At 47.0% G+C, this 14,754-nt stretch carries 14 protein-coding genes; 9 read left to right on the top strand and 5 right to left on the bottom strand.

What is annotated here, in order from left to right; translation table 11 throughout:
* Positions 1-93: 93 nt before the first annotated feature.
* The gene (locus tag T494_RS0105300; protein ID WP_028505399.1) at positions 94-1,401 is read right to left on the bottom strand and encodes a hypothetical protein; all 1,308 of its coding nucleotides are present in this window, start codon (positions 1,399-1,401) and stop codon (positions 94-96) included.
* Positions 1,402-1,731: 330 nt separating this feature from the next.
* Positions 1,732-2,817, bottom strand: a complete 1,086-nt coding sequence (locus T494_RS0105305; RefSeq protein ID WP_028505400.1) for a HAMP domain-containing sensor histidine kinase — start codon at positions 2,815-2,817, stop codon at positions 1,732-1,734.
* Between the two features lie 209 nt (positions 2,818-3,026).
* Here T494_RS0105305 and gap point away from each other — a divergent pair, with 209 nt between their 5' ends.
* Together gap and T494_RS0105315 are read left to right on the top strand one after the other, a co-directional pair.
* Positions 3,027-4,064: a type I glyceraldehyde-3-phosphate dehydrogenase gene (gene gap, locus T494_RS0105310; protein ID WP_028505401.1), complete on the top strand. Its 1,038-nt coding sequence runs from the start codon at positions 3,027-3,029 to the stop codon at positions 4,062-4,064.
* A 71-nt stretch (positions 4,065-4,135) separates the two neighbouring features.
* Positions 4,136-4,717, top strand: a complete 582-nt coding sequence (locus tag T494_RS0105315; RefSeq protein WP_028505402.1) for a cyclase family protein — start codon at positions 4,136-4,138, stop codon at positions 4,715-4,717.
* Between the two features lie 482 nt (positions 4,718-5,199).
* On the opposite strand, the gene T494_RS0105325 is transcribed toward T494_RS0105315, so the two are convergent.
* A complete protein-coding gene (locus T494_RS0105325; protein ID WP_028505404.1) occupies positions 5,200-5,652 on the bottom strand; it encodes a hypothetical protein in 453 nt (150 codons plus the stop codon).
* A 118-nt stretch (positions 5,653-5,770) separates the two neighbouring features.
* Positions 5,771-6,241, bottom strand: coding sequence for a hypothetical protein (locus T494_RS0105330; protein ID WP_028505405.1), 471 nt, complete (start codon positions 6,239-6,241; stop codon positions 5,771-5,773).
* A gap of 247 nt (positions 6,242-6,488) precedes the next feature.
* Here T494_RS0105330 and T494_RS0105335 point away from each other — a divergent pair, with 247 nt between their 5' ends.
* From T494_RS0105335 to T494_RS0105350, 4 genes are all read left to right on the top strand, one after another.
* Complete coding sequence (locus tag T494_RS0105335) at positions 6,489-7,274, top strand: ZIP family metal transporter (RefSeq protein ID WP_028505406.1); 786 nt, start codon at positions 6,489-6,491, stop codon at positions 7,272-7,274.
* Positions 7,275-7,445: 171 nt separating this feature from the next.
* Entirely contained in the window at positions 7,446-8,756 is a 1,311-nt protein-coding gene (locus tag T494_RS0105340) for an alpha-amylase family glycosyl hydrolase (RefSeq protein ID WP_028505407.1), read from the top strand.
* Positions 8,757-8,775: 19 nt separating this feature from the next.
* The gene (locus T494_RS12405) at positions 8,776-9,360 is read left to right on the top strand and encodes a M15 family metallopeptidase (RefSeq protein WP_242836393.1); all 585 of its coding nucleotides are present in this window, start codon (positions 8,776-8,778) and stop codon (positions 9,358-9,360) included.
* 127 nt (positions 9,361-9,487) lie between these two features.
* Positions 9,488-10,225, top strand: coding sequence for a glycosyltransferase (locus T494_RS0105350; RefSeq protein WP_028505408.1), 738 nt, complete (start codon positions 9,488-9,490; stop codon positions 10,223-10,225).
* A 55-nt stretch (positions 10,226-10,280) separates the two neighbouring features.
* On the opposite strand, the gene T494_RS13400 is transcribed toward T494_RS0105350, so the two are convergent.
* A complete protein-coding gene (locus T494_RS13400; protein WP_051540123.1) occupies positions 10,281-11,459 on the bottom strand; it encodes a DHHW family protein in 1,179 nt (392 codons plus the stop codon).
* 238 nt (positions 11,460-11,697) lie between these two features.
* Between T494_RS13400 and nagA the strand changes: the two genes are divergently transcribed.
* From nagA to T494_RS0105385, 3 genes are all read left to right on the top strand, one after another.
* Positions 11,698-12,825 carry an N-acetylglucosamine-6-phosphate deacetylase gene (nagA, locus tag T494_RS12415; protein WP_037344061.1) on the top strand — a complete coding sequence of 376 codons (1,128 nt, stop codon included), beginning with the start codon at positions 11,698-11,700 and terminating at the stop codon, positions 12,823-12,825.
* Between the two features lie 98 nt (positions 12,826-12,923).
* Positions 12,924-13,637: an MBL fold metallo-hydrolase gene (locus T494_RS0105380; RefSeq protein ID WP_028505411.1), complete on the top strand. Its 714-nt coding sequence runs from the start codon at positions 12,924-12,926 to the stop codon at positions 13,635-13,637.
* A 26-nt stretch (positions 13,638-13,663) separates the two neighbouring features.
* Positions 13,664-14,677: a sensor domain-containing diguanylate cyclase gene (locus T494_RS0105385; protein ID WP_028505412.1), complete on the top strand. Its 1,014-nt coding sequence runs from the start codon at positions 13,664-13,666 to the stop codon at positions 14,675-14,677.
* Positions 14,678-14,754: the final 77 nt, after the last annotated feature.

The following is a 14,754-nucleotide window of genomic DNA, read 5'->3' on the forward strand; positions in this document are numbered from 1 at the left end:
CTTTAGCGTATTACGTGCCCCTTAAGGGGCGGCTGGTGAAGTGCCCTTTTAGGGCTGTTATAAAACCACCGGCTTCGCCGGTGTGATATTTATTTATGCTGCTGACTTGTTGTTCTTGGAGTAGTCAGTGTATTTCTTGTACAGATTCTTTGCGGAATACTTCTTTATGGAGGCATTGTCCACCTTTATGTTGATGTCTTCCTCCCACTGCTCGATAAGCTTGTCAAAGTCCGGGTTCTTCATTTCCTTTATCACGGTGTCACGGGACTCTGTGGCGTATTCCTTGCTTCTTTCGGTAACGTCGCCTTTGATTATTATGTAATAAGCTGTGTCGTTGGAATATTTGGTGACCTTGCCCTGGGACATTCCCTTTATCTCAGTGAGCAGCTTGCCGTAATCGGATTTTAAAGTTTCTTCATCATAAGATGCATAGTTTATCATTGTTTCGTTGGGGTATTTGTTCTTAGTCTCCTCGCCTGTGGTCTGCAGGGGAATGGAGCTTGAGCTGTCGGATGTGGAGCTGCTGTCTGTCTTGGAAGAACTGTCTGTATCGCCAACCTTGCTGCTGTCGGATTTGGACTCGGCAGCGGAGCTTGACTCGGCAGCAGAAGAACTTGAGTCGGCAGTTGAAGAACTTGAATCAGCGGAAGACGAGCTTGAATCGGAGGACGAGGTATTTGTTTGTGAAGTGCCCTGAGTTTCCTTGTTGTACTCCTCGATCACCGAGTCAAAGTCCTTGAAGCTCTTGCCCTCGGCTTTCTTCATATACTCGTCGATCTTAGCTTCGTTTTCCTTATTCTCTTTATCCTTTTCGCTTTCATCGGTCTTTGTGCTCTTGCTTATGGATATCATCTTGTATCTGAGGTAATTGTCGTTGATGTACTTCACAAGATCATCGTCGGAAACAGCTTCCTTGCCGTCTTTTCCGTAATAGTAGTCAAAAAGCTTCTCACGCATCTTGCTCTGTTTCATGATCTCGGATATAGAATCCTTTGAGATGCCCATTTCCTCATACATATCCTTTTGTGAATTGTACGAGTTTGTAGCGGAATCCTTTATCGTCTTGTTCTCATCGTCTGTAAGCTTAAGACCCAGCTCGTCAAACTTTGAAACTATTGCACAGTACGCCTTGGTGTTCTTCATGGCGTTATCTTCAAGATAGACAGCCATTTCCTTGTCACCGACTTTTTTGTCCATTACATTCTCGGTGGAACCGGTGTAATAGGACATGTACTGCTGGTTGATAAGCTCGCTTATTATGTTGTAGATGTATATTCCCGAATTGACCTGTTTATTATCGCTGTAGCTCATGCAATATCTGCCGGCAGAACAGCTTGTCAGCATTACCGCTGCAAGTGCCACGCTGACTGCTGCACTTGCCAGTCTTTTCAGCCTTGCCATATACTATTCATTTCCTTTCGTAAAAAAGTGTTATATCTGCACTTAACCTATTTATTATACACCAAAACTTTCTATAAGTCAAGACCGCAGCGGCGGTACGCAACACCCTCGCCGATAAGTCCGGTGTGAAACCGAAGCTTTCTTGGGCTCGGGGCAGAAATGCCTGCGAAAATTCACATTAAGTCGGCAGCGGCGGTCCGCAACACCCTCGCCCATAGTATAGAATGAAATCGCAGTTTATTCAGGCTCGGGGCAGAAATGCCTGCAAAAATTTACATTAAGTCGGCAGCGGCGATCCGCAATATCCGTAAACAATTTATAATAAGCCGCTTACCCCTTCAAAGGGTCAAAGCCCTTTGCCATAATGCAGTTGGGAAGGTCGTATGTTCCGGACAATGGGGCAGGGGTCACAGCACGCAGACTGTCCGGCTCGCACAGACATGAGACAGGAAAAATCATCTCGGCTTTTGTCTGTTTACCTTGCGGTGAAGAAAACTCAAGTTTTGCGCCCATTGAATTGCAGTAGCAAGCCGCAACGGCAATTCCCAGCGATTCTCCGGGACCGAAGTTTTTAAACGCACCAAATGGTGTTTTATACTCCTCAAGAGCTTTTATGTCGGCAGCGGTTCCATTGTCGGTAACGCTGATGACTGCTGTGTCCGAGGTCCTTTCAATGGCAAGGGTGCACTGCTTTTTTTCTGCATTGCAGTACATATAAGCGTTGACAAGCAGGTTGCACACCGCCGCTCTTAGCCTGTCCGCATTGGTTTTCATATAAACCGGACCTGTGATATTGCAGATGAACTCACATCCGTTCTCCTCAAAGGCATCGCTGAGCTCCTGCGCCAGACTTTCGATTATCTTTGAAACATCCAGCACCTGTGTAGAATAAAGCCCGTTGTAATACTTGGATATCTCGTTGAGGTTAGTGGTTGCGGAAAAGACTTTTAAGATGCTGTATCTTATGCTTCGGTGTGAAGCAAGCCTTTCAAGGTCACCGCTTTGCACAAGCTTGCTTCTCTCATCCTCGATGGAATAGACCACCGAGGCAAGCTCATTTCTGATATTGCCCAGGAAATTGTTTTTGAATCTGATGTGGTCGGAAACATCCGAAAGCTCCTCTACGTCGCTGCACGAATAGAATTGCAGGATATACCCGCATATATCTCCGCCCTCTTGGATCGGTATGATGTCAACGGCAGGTGATCTGCCGAAGTCGGCGTGATATCTGACGGTGGCAGGCGCTTCAAGGGGCAGCGAAAGCTCACGGTCGCCGTAGTGGCGCAGCTTGTTTTTGTCAAATGAAGCAGGAACACCTTTGCCGTTGTCCCACAGGGGAACAAGCAGGCTGTCGGTCACCATTACCGCTTTTTGGAAAGAAGAATATATATTTTTCAAAGTTTCAAGGCAAATCATGGGAACACTCCCTTCAATTATCGGTTATACTTTATTACACATTATACCCGCAAAGTGTCTGTTTGTCAATAAAAGCCCTTTATATTTGCATGTTTTGACCCTGCAGGGAAAGGCTTACAAAAAGTTGGCATAAAATTTACAAAAACACTTGCAATATAAATGAAAATGTAGTATAATAATTACAGAAATTTTTAGGAGGTATATCAATTATGGCAGTTAAAGTTGCAATCAATGGTTTTGGACGTATCGGACGTCTCGCATTCAGACAGATGTTCGGAGCAGAGGGCTACGATGTTGTTGCTATCAACGACCTCACAAAGCCTTCCATGCTGGCAAATCTTCTCAAGTATGACACCGCTCAGGGTGGATACTGCGGAAAGATCGGCGAGAACGTACACACTGTTTCTGCTGATGACGAGGCTAACACCATCACAGTTGACGGCAAGACACTTACTATCTACAAAGAGGCTGACGCAAGCAAGCTCCCTTGGGGCGAGATCGGCGTAGACGTTGTTCTGGAGTGCACAGGTTTCTATTGCTCAAAGGATAAGTCTATGGCTCACATCAATGCAGGCGCTAAGAAGGTTGTTATCTCTGCTCCTGCCGGCAAGGATCTGAAGACTATCGTATTCTCCGTTAACGAGAAGACTCTTACAAGCGACGATCAGATCATTTCTGCTGCATCCTGCACAACCAACTGTCTTGCACCTATGGCAGACACACTTAACAAGTATGCTCCTATCCAGAGCGGTATCATGAGCACTATCCACGCTTACACAGGCGACCAGATGATCCTTGACGGTCCTCACAGAAAGGGTGACCTGAGAAGAGCAAGAGCCGGTGCTGCTAACATCGTTCCTAACTCTACAGGTGCTGCTAAGGCTATCGGACTTGTTATCCCTGAGCTCAATGGCAAGCTTATCGGCTCTGCACAGAGAGTTCCTGTTCCAACAGGTTCTACCACTATCCTTACTGCTGTTGTTAAGGGCACAGACGTTACAGCTGAGGGCATCAACGCTGCTATGAAGGCTGCTGCTTCCGAGTCCTTCGGCTACAACGAGGATCCTATCGTTTCTTCTGACGTTATCGGCATGAAGTTCGGTTCCCTGTTCGATGCTACACAGACAATGGTTAGCAAGATAGCTGACGATCTCTATGAGGTACAGGTTGTTTCCTGGTACGACAACGAGAACAGCTACACAAGCCAGATGGTAAGAACTATTAAGTATTTCGCTGAGAATTGCTAATAGTGATCTGAAAGCTATAATCAGGCTGCTGCGTTTTGCGGCAGCCTTTTTCTTTACGGAGGTGAGCAGTCATGCTTATTGATATTTCACAGGAGGTTTTTACCTGCACAGTTTTTCCCGGTGATCCCCAGCCGCAGAACATAAGGGCTCAGAGTATTCAAAAAGGGGATATATGCAATCTTACAGAGCTGCATATGTGCGCCCACAACGGCACTCATGTGGATTCGCCGTACCATTTTATAGACAGCGGCAGGACTATTGACCAGATGCCGCTTGACAGCTACATCGGGGACTGCTACGTTGCCCACCACGACGGCGATGTGTCGGCTGCCGACGCAGAGCTTATTCTCAATAATGCCCGACAAGCAGGCGGCTGGGAACGCATACTCATAGGCGGACGGGCAACTGTTACCGAGGAGGCGGTAAAGGTGTTCGCTGACGCAAGGATAAAGCTTATCGGAAACGAGAGCCAGACCGTCGGTCCTCAGGATTCCCCACGTAACGTCCACCTTATCCTCCTCAGCAGAGATATTACCCTGCTTGAAGGCATCAGACTCGCAGGCGTTGAGCAGGGAAAGTATTTCCTTATGGCTCAACCCTTGAATTTGGGCGGCTGCGACGGCGCTCCATGCCGTGCCGTCTTATTGAAATAAATCAGAATTTACCGCAGCACCCTTGCGTGGCAGCTGGGGGAAACCCTTTTGGAGAAGGGTTATCCCCCAGACCCCCTTCCTAAACCTTTTATAGATTTTCGGCAATCGGGAGCCACGCCTCCCGATCACCGAAAATATGTAGAAGTTCAAGAGGAGAGTTTGAGGAAAACTTTTCCCAAGAGAATATCTCCAACTGCTATGCAAGGATATTGTGGTAAATCCGAATTATCATCATATGTTTGATGCATAGTCAGGTTAGATTTCTCTAAAAAGGATTCCTCTTGTACTCCCTTAAAGCTCTTAACCATTTTTGGTGCTTGGGAGTGAAACTCCCAAGTGCCAAAAATCATTAAAAAGTTTCTGAAGGGGGCACGGGGGGAACTCTTTTCAAAGAGTTCCAGCCCGATTATGCACTGAACGTATGATGATAAATTCTGATTTATAGTGAAAAAAGCTCCCGGGGGGTGGGAGCTTTTAAAATATCAGGTCAACTTATTACCGCAGGTGGAGCAGAACGTGGAACCTTGAGCATTGATCATACCGCAGGTCTGGCACCGCACGCCTTGCGGCTGGTTTGCCGTTGGTTGAGCTTGCATAGGCTGTGCGTAGGGCTGCCGGTACTGCTGCATGGTTGGCTGTGCATACTGTTGATTGGGATAGGGCTGATTGGGATTTACTTGTTGATTCGGGTATTGTACGTAAGGGGGATTCTGGCGTCTTTTATCCTGCATAACGATACAGATTACAACACCCAATAAACCCAAAAAGAAACCGCAGCAGAACCATCCGCCGGGGTTGTCATAGCCTTTATTTTTCATAATAGTCTTGCAGACCAAGCCAAGAGCTGTGAAAAAGCAAACAGAAAAAAATGCACCGATAATTAGGACAAACAGGGCAGTTTGACCGAAGAAAGCATCGTCATAACTATGAACCATACCTATTACCTCCGGATTTTATTTTACTACTATTGTATCACTTTGACAGCAAAAGTCAAGATAATTCGACATATGTCCACAAAAAAGCAAGCCCTCTGAGTGAGGACTTGCAGAAAGCTTATACAATTTTATTACCGCAGCCTGCGCAGAAAACAGAGCCCGGTGTATTCATCATACCACAGCTCTGGCACCGCACGCCTTGCGGCTGGTTTGCCGTTGGTTGAGCTTGCATTGGCTGTGTGTAGGGCTGCTGGTACTGCTGCATCATTGGCTGTGTGTACTGCTGATTGGGATAGGGCTGACCGTAGGGCGGTTGACCATAGGGTGGCTGCCCATAAGGCGGCTGACCGTAGGGATTGCCGTTTGGGAAAGGCGGTCTGCTCAGATCCGGACGGGTGATTGCGATCACGAGTCCGATAATTCCCAGGAAAAATCCGCAGACAAACCAAGTGCCAAGGTTGGTATAGCCTTTGTTTTTCATTATGTAGCGCACAACAAAGCCCCAGATCGTACAGCCGATAAGACTGCCGATCAAAATACCTACCCAGAAGGAAGTGTCATAGTTACTATAGAATGATGCCAAATACATAAAAATCTCTCCCCTAAATAAACTTCAACAATATAATACAATTTTCGCCGCAAAAAGTCAAGCCCCCACGGAAACAGGAAATAACAATGTATTTGAATTGTACGCAAGTTTATGTGCGATTTGTGACTGTATTGGGACAGTCTTTTTGTTTTAACAACCGTTTGCTCACAAGCATAGATTGTAGTAGGCAGGTGTGTTCAATAGTACAAAATTTTGTACACCTGCAAATACATGAAAGGACTTTGTGATGAACGGTTTTATTTATGCGCTGGGCGGCACCGGGTTCACATTCATGATGACTGTGCTGGGTGCGGCGGTGGTGTTTTTCTTTAAAAGCGACAAACACAGCGACAAGACGCAGAGTGTGTTCCTTGGATTTGCGTCGGGGGTGATGATCGCTGCTTCTGTGTGGTCGCTGCTTATTCCTGCTATCGAGGAGGCGGAAAGGCTTGGAAAGACGGGCTGGGTGCCTGCATCCTTCGGTTTTATGCTTGGGGTGGTGTTCCTTATGCTCCTTGACAAGCTGATACCCTATTTCAGACCGGAGCCGGACAGGGAGGACTGCGTCAAGAAAGGTCTTAAACGCACATCAATGCTTATATTCGCAATAACGCTGCATAACATTCCCGAGGGCATGGCGGTGGGGCTTGCCTTTGCTCTGGCGGCAAAAAACGAAAGCAGCGTACTTCTTGCATCTGCAATAGCTCTTGCGGTGGGGATGGGTATACAGAATTTCCCGGAGGGGGCAGCTATTTCCCTGCCAATACGACAGGCTGGGCGTTCACGGGGCAGGGCGTTTGCCTGTGGTGCGGCATCGGGTGTGGTGGAGCCTGTTTTCGGACTTATCACAGTGCTTATCGCAGGCACGGCGCAGCTGCTTTTGCCCTGGCTGCTCTCTTTTGCCGCAGGTGCAATGCTCTACGTTGTGGTGGAGGAGCTTATTCCCGAGGCACACCTTGGCAACAGCCACCTGGGTACGCTGGGGGTCATGGTGGGCTTTATTCTGATGATGACACTTGATGTTGCTCTTTGAATTGGCAATTTTACTGCAAAAACCAAAGATTTCAAATTATGGATTTGTGAAAACAGCACAAAAAGTTTGGCAAATATAATCGGATATGTGTATTGAAAAAATATGTGGAATTTGTTATAATAGTAAAAGCGGTATCAAGAAAACCAGCCGCTGTGAAAGGATGTAAGTATTATGTGGGCAAATGAAAGTGTGTTTTATCAGATCTATCCTCTCGGCTTCTGCGGTGCGCCGTTTGATAACGACGGCGTGTTGGAGCACAGGATAACCAAGGTATCCGACTGGGTGGATCATTTCAATAAGCTGGGGATAAATGCAATATATTTTTCCCCTGTGTTCGAGTCGGACACCCACGGCTATAACACAAGAGATTTTAGTAAGATAGACTGCCGCCTGGGAACCAACGAGGATTTTGCAAAGGTATGCAAAGATCTGCACGAGGCTGGTATCAAAGTGGTGCTGGACGGTGTGTTCAACCATGTGGGCAGAGGGTTCTGGGCGTTCCAGGATGTGCTGAAAAACCGTGAAGGCTCTCAGTATAAAGACTGGTTCTACATTAACTTCGGGGGCAATTCAAATTATAACGACGGACTTTGGTATGAAGGCTGGGAGGGTCACTTTGACCTTGTAAAGCTTAATCTGAATAATCCCCAGGTCGTGGATCATATACTTGAATGTGTAAGCAAGTGGGTCAGCGAATTTGACATTGACGGACTTCGCCTTGATGTGGCTTACTGCCTTGACAGAAACTTTATGAAGCGTCTGCGCCAGCACTGCAACAGCGTCAAGGAGGATTTCTTCCTTGTGGGCGAGATAATCCATGGGGATTACAAGCAGATCGTGAACGACGAGATGCTTCAGTCCTGCACGAATTACGAGTGCTACAAGGGTATGTATTCCAGCTTCAACTCAATGAATATGTTTGAGATATGCCACTCGGTAAAAAATATGTTCGGACCACAGGAATGGTGCCGCTGCAGAGGTATGGAACTGCTGAACTTTGTGGATAATCACGACGTAACAAGGGTGGCAAGCATACTTACAAACCCCGAGCATCTGCCTCTTATTTACGGCTTGCTGTTTGCAATAAAGGGTATACCGTGTATATACTACGGTTCAGAGTGGGGCACCAAGGCGGAAAAGTCACAGGGTGACCCTGCGCTGAGGGCTTGCTTTGAAAAGCCTGAATGGAACGAGCTGACGGACCTTATCGCAAAGCTTTGCCGTATAAGACGAGAGAGCAAGGCGCTGAGCTACGGTGAGATCTCCGTTCCGGTGCTGACAAACAGACAGTGTATAATCGAAAGAAAAACTCCGGAGGAAAGAGTGCTGGTTGCTATCAACGCAGACTCTCAGCCTTACACAGCTCACTTTGATGCCGGCTGCGGAATGGCGCAGGAGCTTCTTTCCGATACTGTCCATGATTTCGGCGGCGGAAGCGAGCTGAAGCCGTACAGCGTTGAAGTGTGGAAAATGGAGAAGTAAACCCAAAGGAGGCATTTACTTGGAATTTATCACATATGAAGAAGGATTTACGGCAGAGCCTCTGCCTGAGGAAATAAAAAATAAAATGATAGGCAAGTCGTTCCGTGAAAACAAAGATATCGGGCTTGACGAGCTTGCTTATCTTAAAATGAAACACGTGGGATTTGACGGTAAGACCCACATGGGTGAGATGGTGGTACATTATTCTCTTGCCCGGGAGGTGCTGGAGATATTCTGCGAGCTGTACAACGCAGGGTATCAGATAGAAAAAATGCGTCTTGTGGACGAATACGACGCAGAAGACGAGCGTTCCATGGCGGATAACAACTCCTCGGCGTTCAACTACCGTGTGGTGGCTGATACGGACATAGTATCCATGCACGCTTACGGCAGGGCAATAGACATAAATCCTCTGATAAATCCTTACATAGTGGGTGAAAAGATAATGCCTGCAAATGCTGCCGAGTACGCAAACAGAAAGGCAAAGTTCCCCCACAAGATAGACCATGACGACCTGTGCTACAAGCTTTTCAAAAGCAAAGGCTGGACCTGGGGCGGAGACTGGAAGACCCAGAAGGATTATCAGCATTTCTACAAGACCTGAAAGATTATCCCTCAAAGCTTAAAGACTTCTTAATGGTTTGTGTGGTATTCTCGATACGGGATAAGCAAGTTATTGTGCTGCTCCTTTAAGAGTACAAAATAATGGACAGTTAAAACAGGAGAGAAAAATGGGGAAGTATGCTTTTACGGTGGTAGTGCCTGCTCACAACGAGGAAAAATATGTGGTGCGGTGTATAAATTCAATTAAAAGGGCAGCCGCATATTTCGGCAAGCCGGTGGAGATAATTATAGTTTGTAACCGATGCACCGATAATACGCAGCAGCTTGCCGAGCAAAACGGCGCAAGAGTTGTGCTCAACGAGGAACGCTGTATCGCAGCCGTGCGAAATGCTGGCATAAAGGCTGCCCGGGGCAGATACATTTTGACCATTGACTGCGACAACCGTATGACCAAGGGCACGATAAAAGAGGCATACTGTATGCTCAGAAGCGGCATATTTATCGGCGGCGGTGCGCCTATCCGCTTTGAAAGGTACTCGTTTCCGCTGTATATGAACGACTACATCTGTCGAGTGGGATTTGGCTTGACAGGGCTTTACTGCGGCATTTTCTGGGCGGAAAAAGCGACATTTGAAGCAATCGGCGGATTTGCGGACAAGCGTGCCATGGAGGACGTTCAGACCGCAAGGAATCTTAAAGCCTACGGAAAAAGGCTGGGGAAAAAGTACGGCTGTCTGCAAAGGAACTATCTTATCAACTCCACACGCAAATGGGATGACATGGGTGACTGGCTGTACATAAAGCTTATGCTTGAAAATGCGGGAACGCTGGCAAAGGCGGCGCTTGGCGACTGTGATGAGTACGACAAACTAATCGACAAGCTGTTTTATGATTACAACGGATAAGGGCATAAAAAAGACCTTTCTTTGCATTGCTGCATCGAAAGGTCTTTGTGTTTTTTTATTTCATAATGCCGTTAAGATATTCTGCACGGCTTATTGTGTAGAAGCTTGAGATGGAGGAACCGAAAAGGATATCGGTTGCACCGACTTTCTCAAAGAATTCCTTGAGCTTTATGGTGGTGTATCTCATGTCGATAACGTATATCTTTTCAAAGCTTCCCACAAAGTAGGGCGCCATTGCGTTGCCGTAGCTGTCTTTGATAAGCACAAGCGTTCTGCCGTTTTTAACGTCTGTCTTCATCTCGCAGATAGTCATGTCTGTTCCCAGGATAGTACAGTAAAGGTTGGAGCCTTCGGCATACTCATGGAAAAGCTCGGACTTTACAGGATTGGTGAAGTCGCAGTCGTAATAGGTGGTCGTGTATTGGTTCTTGGGCTTGTAGTAGATATATGTGTCGGGATATTTAAGGAACTCCTGACAGCCGCTGTATGTGTACATTGAGCCGGAGAAGCCGTCCTTGGTCACCTTTTCCATTTTGTCAAGCTCGGTGAAGGGGACACCTGCTGCCTTAGCAAATTCTTTTGTTGCGTAATACGCAGCAAGGGTTGTCCAGTGGTGGTCGGTGCGGTAGTAGATATACTCATTGGTGTGCTTTGCAAGAGCGGAATAAGCATCGATATTCTTTATGCTGGGGTCAAGAGTCTTGGAAAGCGCAAGGGTAGCGTCGTGCTGGTCGCTTGTTACTCCGTCCATTCCCTTAGGAGTATAGTAAGCGGAAGAAACAGGTGCGGGAAGAGTGTAAACGTTTACCTTGTCGCCAACCATTTTCTTAACGTCGTTTACCATTGTGGTGAACACCTTTGCGCTGCTTTCATCTGCGCCGAATCCCAGAAGACCTCTTATCTTGGGACCCTTGTTCTGGTCGCAGACCACAACGTTGTTGGTCCAGTAGCCTGATTCCGGAATGCTTGCGTAATCGGCAGCAGGGTTTGCTGTGCCTGTTTCGTCAAGCTTGGTAGTTGTGGCAGTGGTGGTAGTGGTTGCCTCTGTGGCAGCGGTGGTGACTTTTTCACTGTCTGATGTATCGGAAGATGTTGTTACAGCGGAGCTGTCGGCGTTAGGTACCGAAGCTTTGTTGACATCGGAACTGCTTTTCTTGATCTCCTGTCCGCAGCCTGCCATGGAAACAGTCAGTACAAGCGAAAGAAGCAAAGCGGTGAGCTTAGTTTTTTTCATTCCCATTTTCCTTTCATTTATTGTTTATAGTACGAAATTTTGGACATACATTTTGACTCATAACATTATACATTTATTTTAATCAAATGTCAAGGGTATACGAACGGTTTTTATGCAATAGCATAAATATGCTTTACATTAGGGGAAAAATATGTTATACTCCTACAAAAGGAAACGCTGATGTATGGCTTTAAAGGCGGAAAAATAAGTAAAAACAAATAAAGACAGGAAGTAAAATATGGGCTCAACTGTACTAAAAAACGGACTTGTTTTTGCCGAGGGGGAAAGCTTCCGACGGCTTGATATAGAATACGAAAACGGTGTTATAACCGCCCTTGGAAAGGATCTGACGGGTGGAGAAAATGTCGTTGACTGCAGCGGCTGCCTTGTACTGCCGGGGCTTGCGGATGTGCATATGCACGGCGCATGTGGGGCAGATGTATCCGGCGGTGACAGACGGTCACTTGACAGGATCTCACAATATGAATTTGAAAATGGGATAACGCTGTTTTGTCCTGCTGTGATGACATTCCCACAGCAGAAGATAAGCGATATAGTCAGCTGTATTTCGGAGTATGCCTCGGACTGTGAGAAAACGGACAGAGCTTTGATCGCAGGCATACATCTTGAGGGTCCGTTCCTTAACGTCCGCAAGTGCGGTGCGCAGAAAAAGGAGTACATACAGATGCCTGATGTGCACAAGCTGGAAAAATGGCAGCAGGCGGCAAAGGGCATGATAAAGCTGGTTACAATAGCCCCCGAGCTGCCGGGGGCACTGGAGTGCATAAGCTCCCTTGGGGACAGTATTCATTTTTCACTGGGTCATTCCTGTGCAGACTATTCTGCCGCAAAGGCTGCCATTGACGCAGGGGCAGACCACATAACCCACCTGTTCAACGCAATGACGCCTTTTCACCACCGTGACACAGGAGTGGTGGGCGCAGCTGCCGACAGCGAGGATTGTTTTGTGGAGCTGATATGTGACGGTGTGCACGTTTCACCTGCGGCTGTGAGAGCGGCTTTCAAGCTTTTCGGTGACCGCAGGATCGTGCTTGTAAGCGACAGCATGGAGGCAACCGGAATGCCTGACGGAGAGTATGTTCTCGGCGGGCAGAGGGTACTTAAAAAGGGCAGCAGTGCACGCCTTGAGGACGGTACCCTTGCAGGCAGCGTTTCAGACCTTTATGAGTGCATGGTAAACGCAGTGAAAATGGGCATACCCCTTGAAAGCGCAGTGAGAGCCGCAACGCTGAATCCATGCAGGAGCATTGGTGTTTCCCATAGATTCGGAAGCATCTGTGCAGGCAAGGCGGCACATTTTCTTGTTGTGGATAAAAATGAGTTGTCTGTTAGAAAGGTGATTTAGTTTTAAAGGGTAATAAAAGTATGATAAACTATTGAAAAATCGGCTGAAATGTGTTATTATAATGAACAGAGTAATAATAAAAAAAGAGGTGAGGTGTATTGCTGAAGTTTTTAGGCAGGGGCTCCGCTTTTCATTCACAGAACAACTGCGGCTTTTTTGTGAAAGACGGTGAACTTGTGCTTATGGACTGTCCCATGTCAGCCTTTCACAAAATAAAGTATCTTGGCTTTGACAAGCTTGTTAATGGCGTGACAAAGGGCGTAACCGTTTTTGTGACCCATACCCATTCGGACCATGTTGGCGGAATAGGAATGATGATACATTATTGTTACTATTTGCTGCATTTACCGGTGAAGGTCATAACCGCAAACGAGGAAACAGCAGAAAATGTTAGGTATCTTTTATCGGTGCTTGAAGGCTGCTGTGATGAGGGGTACAGTCTTTTGACCGTACAGCAGGCAAAGAAGGAGTACCCGTGGATCGTGGGGGCTGTGGCAACTGTTCACACCCAACAGCTTGAGGGCAGATGCTTCGGCTGGGTGATCGAGCCTGAGGGGACAAGGATCGTATTTACAGGCGACACAACTACACTTGAACCATTTATTCCGTACCTTGAAAAGGGTACATATCTTTATACGGATGCGTCGGCACACGATTGTGTGGTGCATATGCATATCAAAGAACTTGAAGCAGTTATTCCCCGGCTCAGGGACAAGGGCGTGAAGGTTTATTTCATGCACCTTGACGACGAGCAGATGCTGGGCGAGGCTGCCCGAAAAGCAGGGGTACAGCTTGCTCCGCTTTACATATAAAATACTATTACCGGGAGGATCATACTATGGATATGGATTATCAGATCGAGATGCTTAACGAGGTCTATGACATCGGCGAAAAGCTTTATGCCAATATGGGCAGCAGAAGTGAGGAGGGTCACGGCAACGTTTTCAACCTGCTCACCGACCTTGGAAGAATACTTGTGGGTGCAGACAGAGCAAGCTTCTGGAAGTGGGACAAGGAAAACCATCAGCTGTGGACAACATCTGCCACAAAGGTGGACAAGATAGTGATACCGGATGATTCCGGACTGGTGGGAAAGGCTCTTAAGGAAAAAAGAGTTATCGTTACCAACGATCCTTACAGCGAGCCTGAGTTCAACTCGGATGTGGACAAGCAGACAGGATATATCACATTCTCCGTGCTGGTCATGCCTGTTGCGGACATAAACGGGGAATACATCGGTGCATTCCAGATAATCAACAAAATGGGCGAAGAGGGCTTTGACGAGGTTGAAGACGTCAAGAAGCTTTCCCTTGCTGCGTTTGCCTGCGGTATTACTCTTGAATCGGAAACATTCTTTACTGACTCACAGTACGATACTCTTACAGGTCTTAAAAACCGTAAGGGTCTTTATCACGACTTTATGCACAAGTATGCCGAGTATCTCCAGGTAGGCATGAAAAGCCCGTTCTCTGTGTTCATCTGCGACATAGACAGATTCAAACGCATCAATGACAACTACGGACACAATATCGGTGATCTTATCATAAAGAATGTGGCAGGCATTCTTTCAAAGCATTGTCCCGAGCACGCAACTGCCTACCGCTGGGGCGGAGACGAGTTTGTTGTGGTTCTGCCGGGAACAGAGCTTGAGGATTGTAAAAAGATCGCCGAGGAGGTAAGAGTTGAGGTCAAAGACAGTGCGGTCAAGGCTTCTGTAATACCTGTAAAGGCAACCATGAGCTTCGGCTGTTCACTTTACGATCGTACAAAGTCCATTGAGGAAAATTTTGCATATGCTGATGACAGCCTTTATACCGCAAAGGATAACGGAAGAAATCAGGTGTACGGATAAGCCGGGCAAGGCGATCTATCAGATATGATGATCCCCTTAGAGCAGACGCACGTAAAACAAAGAACGTGTGATACTCT

It is taken from the genome of Ruminococcus sp. FC2018 (assembly GCF_000621805.1).
GTDB lineage: Bacteria > Bacillota > Clostridia > Oscillospirales > Ruminococcaceae > Hominimerdicola.

Excerpts from the sequence above, each read along its gene's own strand:
- T494_RS0105300 (WP_028505399.1), bottom strand. The coding sequence starts at position 1,401 with ATGGCAAGGCTGAAAAGACTGGCAAGTGCAGCAGTCAGCGTGGCACTT.
- T494_RS0105305 (WP_028505400.1), bottom strand. The coding sequence starts at position 2,817 with ATGATTTGCCTTGAAACTTTGAAAAATATATATTCTTCTTTCCAAAAA.
- gap (WP_028505401.1), top strand. The coding sequence starts at position 3,027 with ATGGCAGTTAAAGTTGCAATCAATGGTTTTGGACGTATCGGACGTCTC.
- T494_RS0105315 (WP_028505402.1), top strand. The coding sequence starts at position 4,136 with ATGCTTATTGATATTTCACAGGAGGTTTTTACCTGCACAGTTTTTCCC.
- T494_RS0105325 (WP_028505404.1), bottom strand. The coding sequence starts at position 5,652 with ATGGTTCATAGTTATGACGATGCTTTCTTCGGTCAAACTGCCCTGTTT.
- T494_RS0105330 (WP_028505405.1), bottom strand. The coding sequence starts at position 6,241 with ATGTATTTGGCATCATTCTATAGTAACTATGACACTTCCTTCTGGGTA.
- T494_RS0105335 (WP_028505406.1), top strand. The coding sequence starts at position 6,489 with ATGAACGGTTTTATTTATGCGCTGGGCGGCACCGGGTTCACATTCATG.
- T494_RS0105340 (WP_028505407.1), top strand. The coding sequence starts at position 7,446 with ATGTGGGCAAATGAAAGTGTGTTTTATCAGATCTATCCTCTCGGCTTC.
- T494_RS0105350 (WP_028505408.1), top strand. The coding sequence starts at position 9,488 with ATGGGGAAGTATGCTTTTACGGTGGTAGTGCCTGCTCACAACGAGGAA.
- T494_RS13400 (WP_051540123.1), bottom strand. The coding sequence starts at position 11,459 with ATGAAAAAAACTAAGCTCACCGCTTTGCTTCTTTCGCTTGTACTGACT.
- nagA (WP_037344061.1), top strand. The coding sequence starts at position 11,698 with ATGGGCTCAACTGTACTAAAAAACGGACTTGTTTTTGCCGAGGGGGAA.
- T494_RS0105385 (WP_028505412.1), top strand. The coding sequence starts at position 13,664 with ATGGATATGGATTATCAGATCGAGATGCTTAACGAGGTCTATGACATC.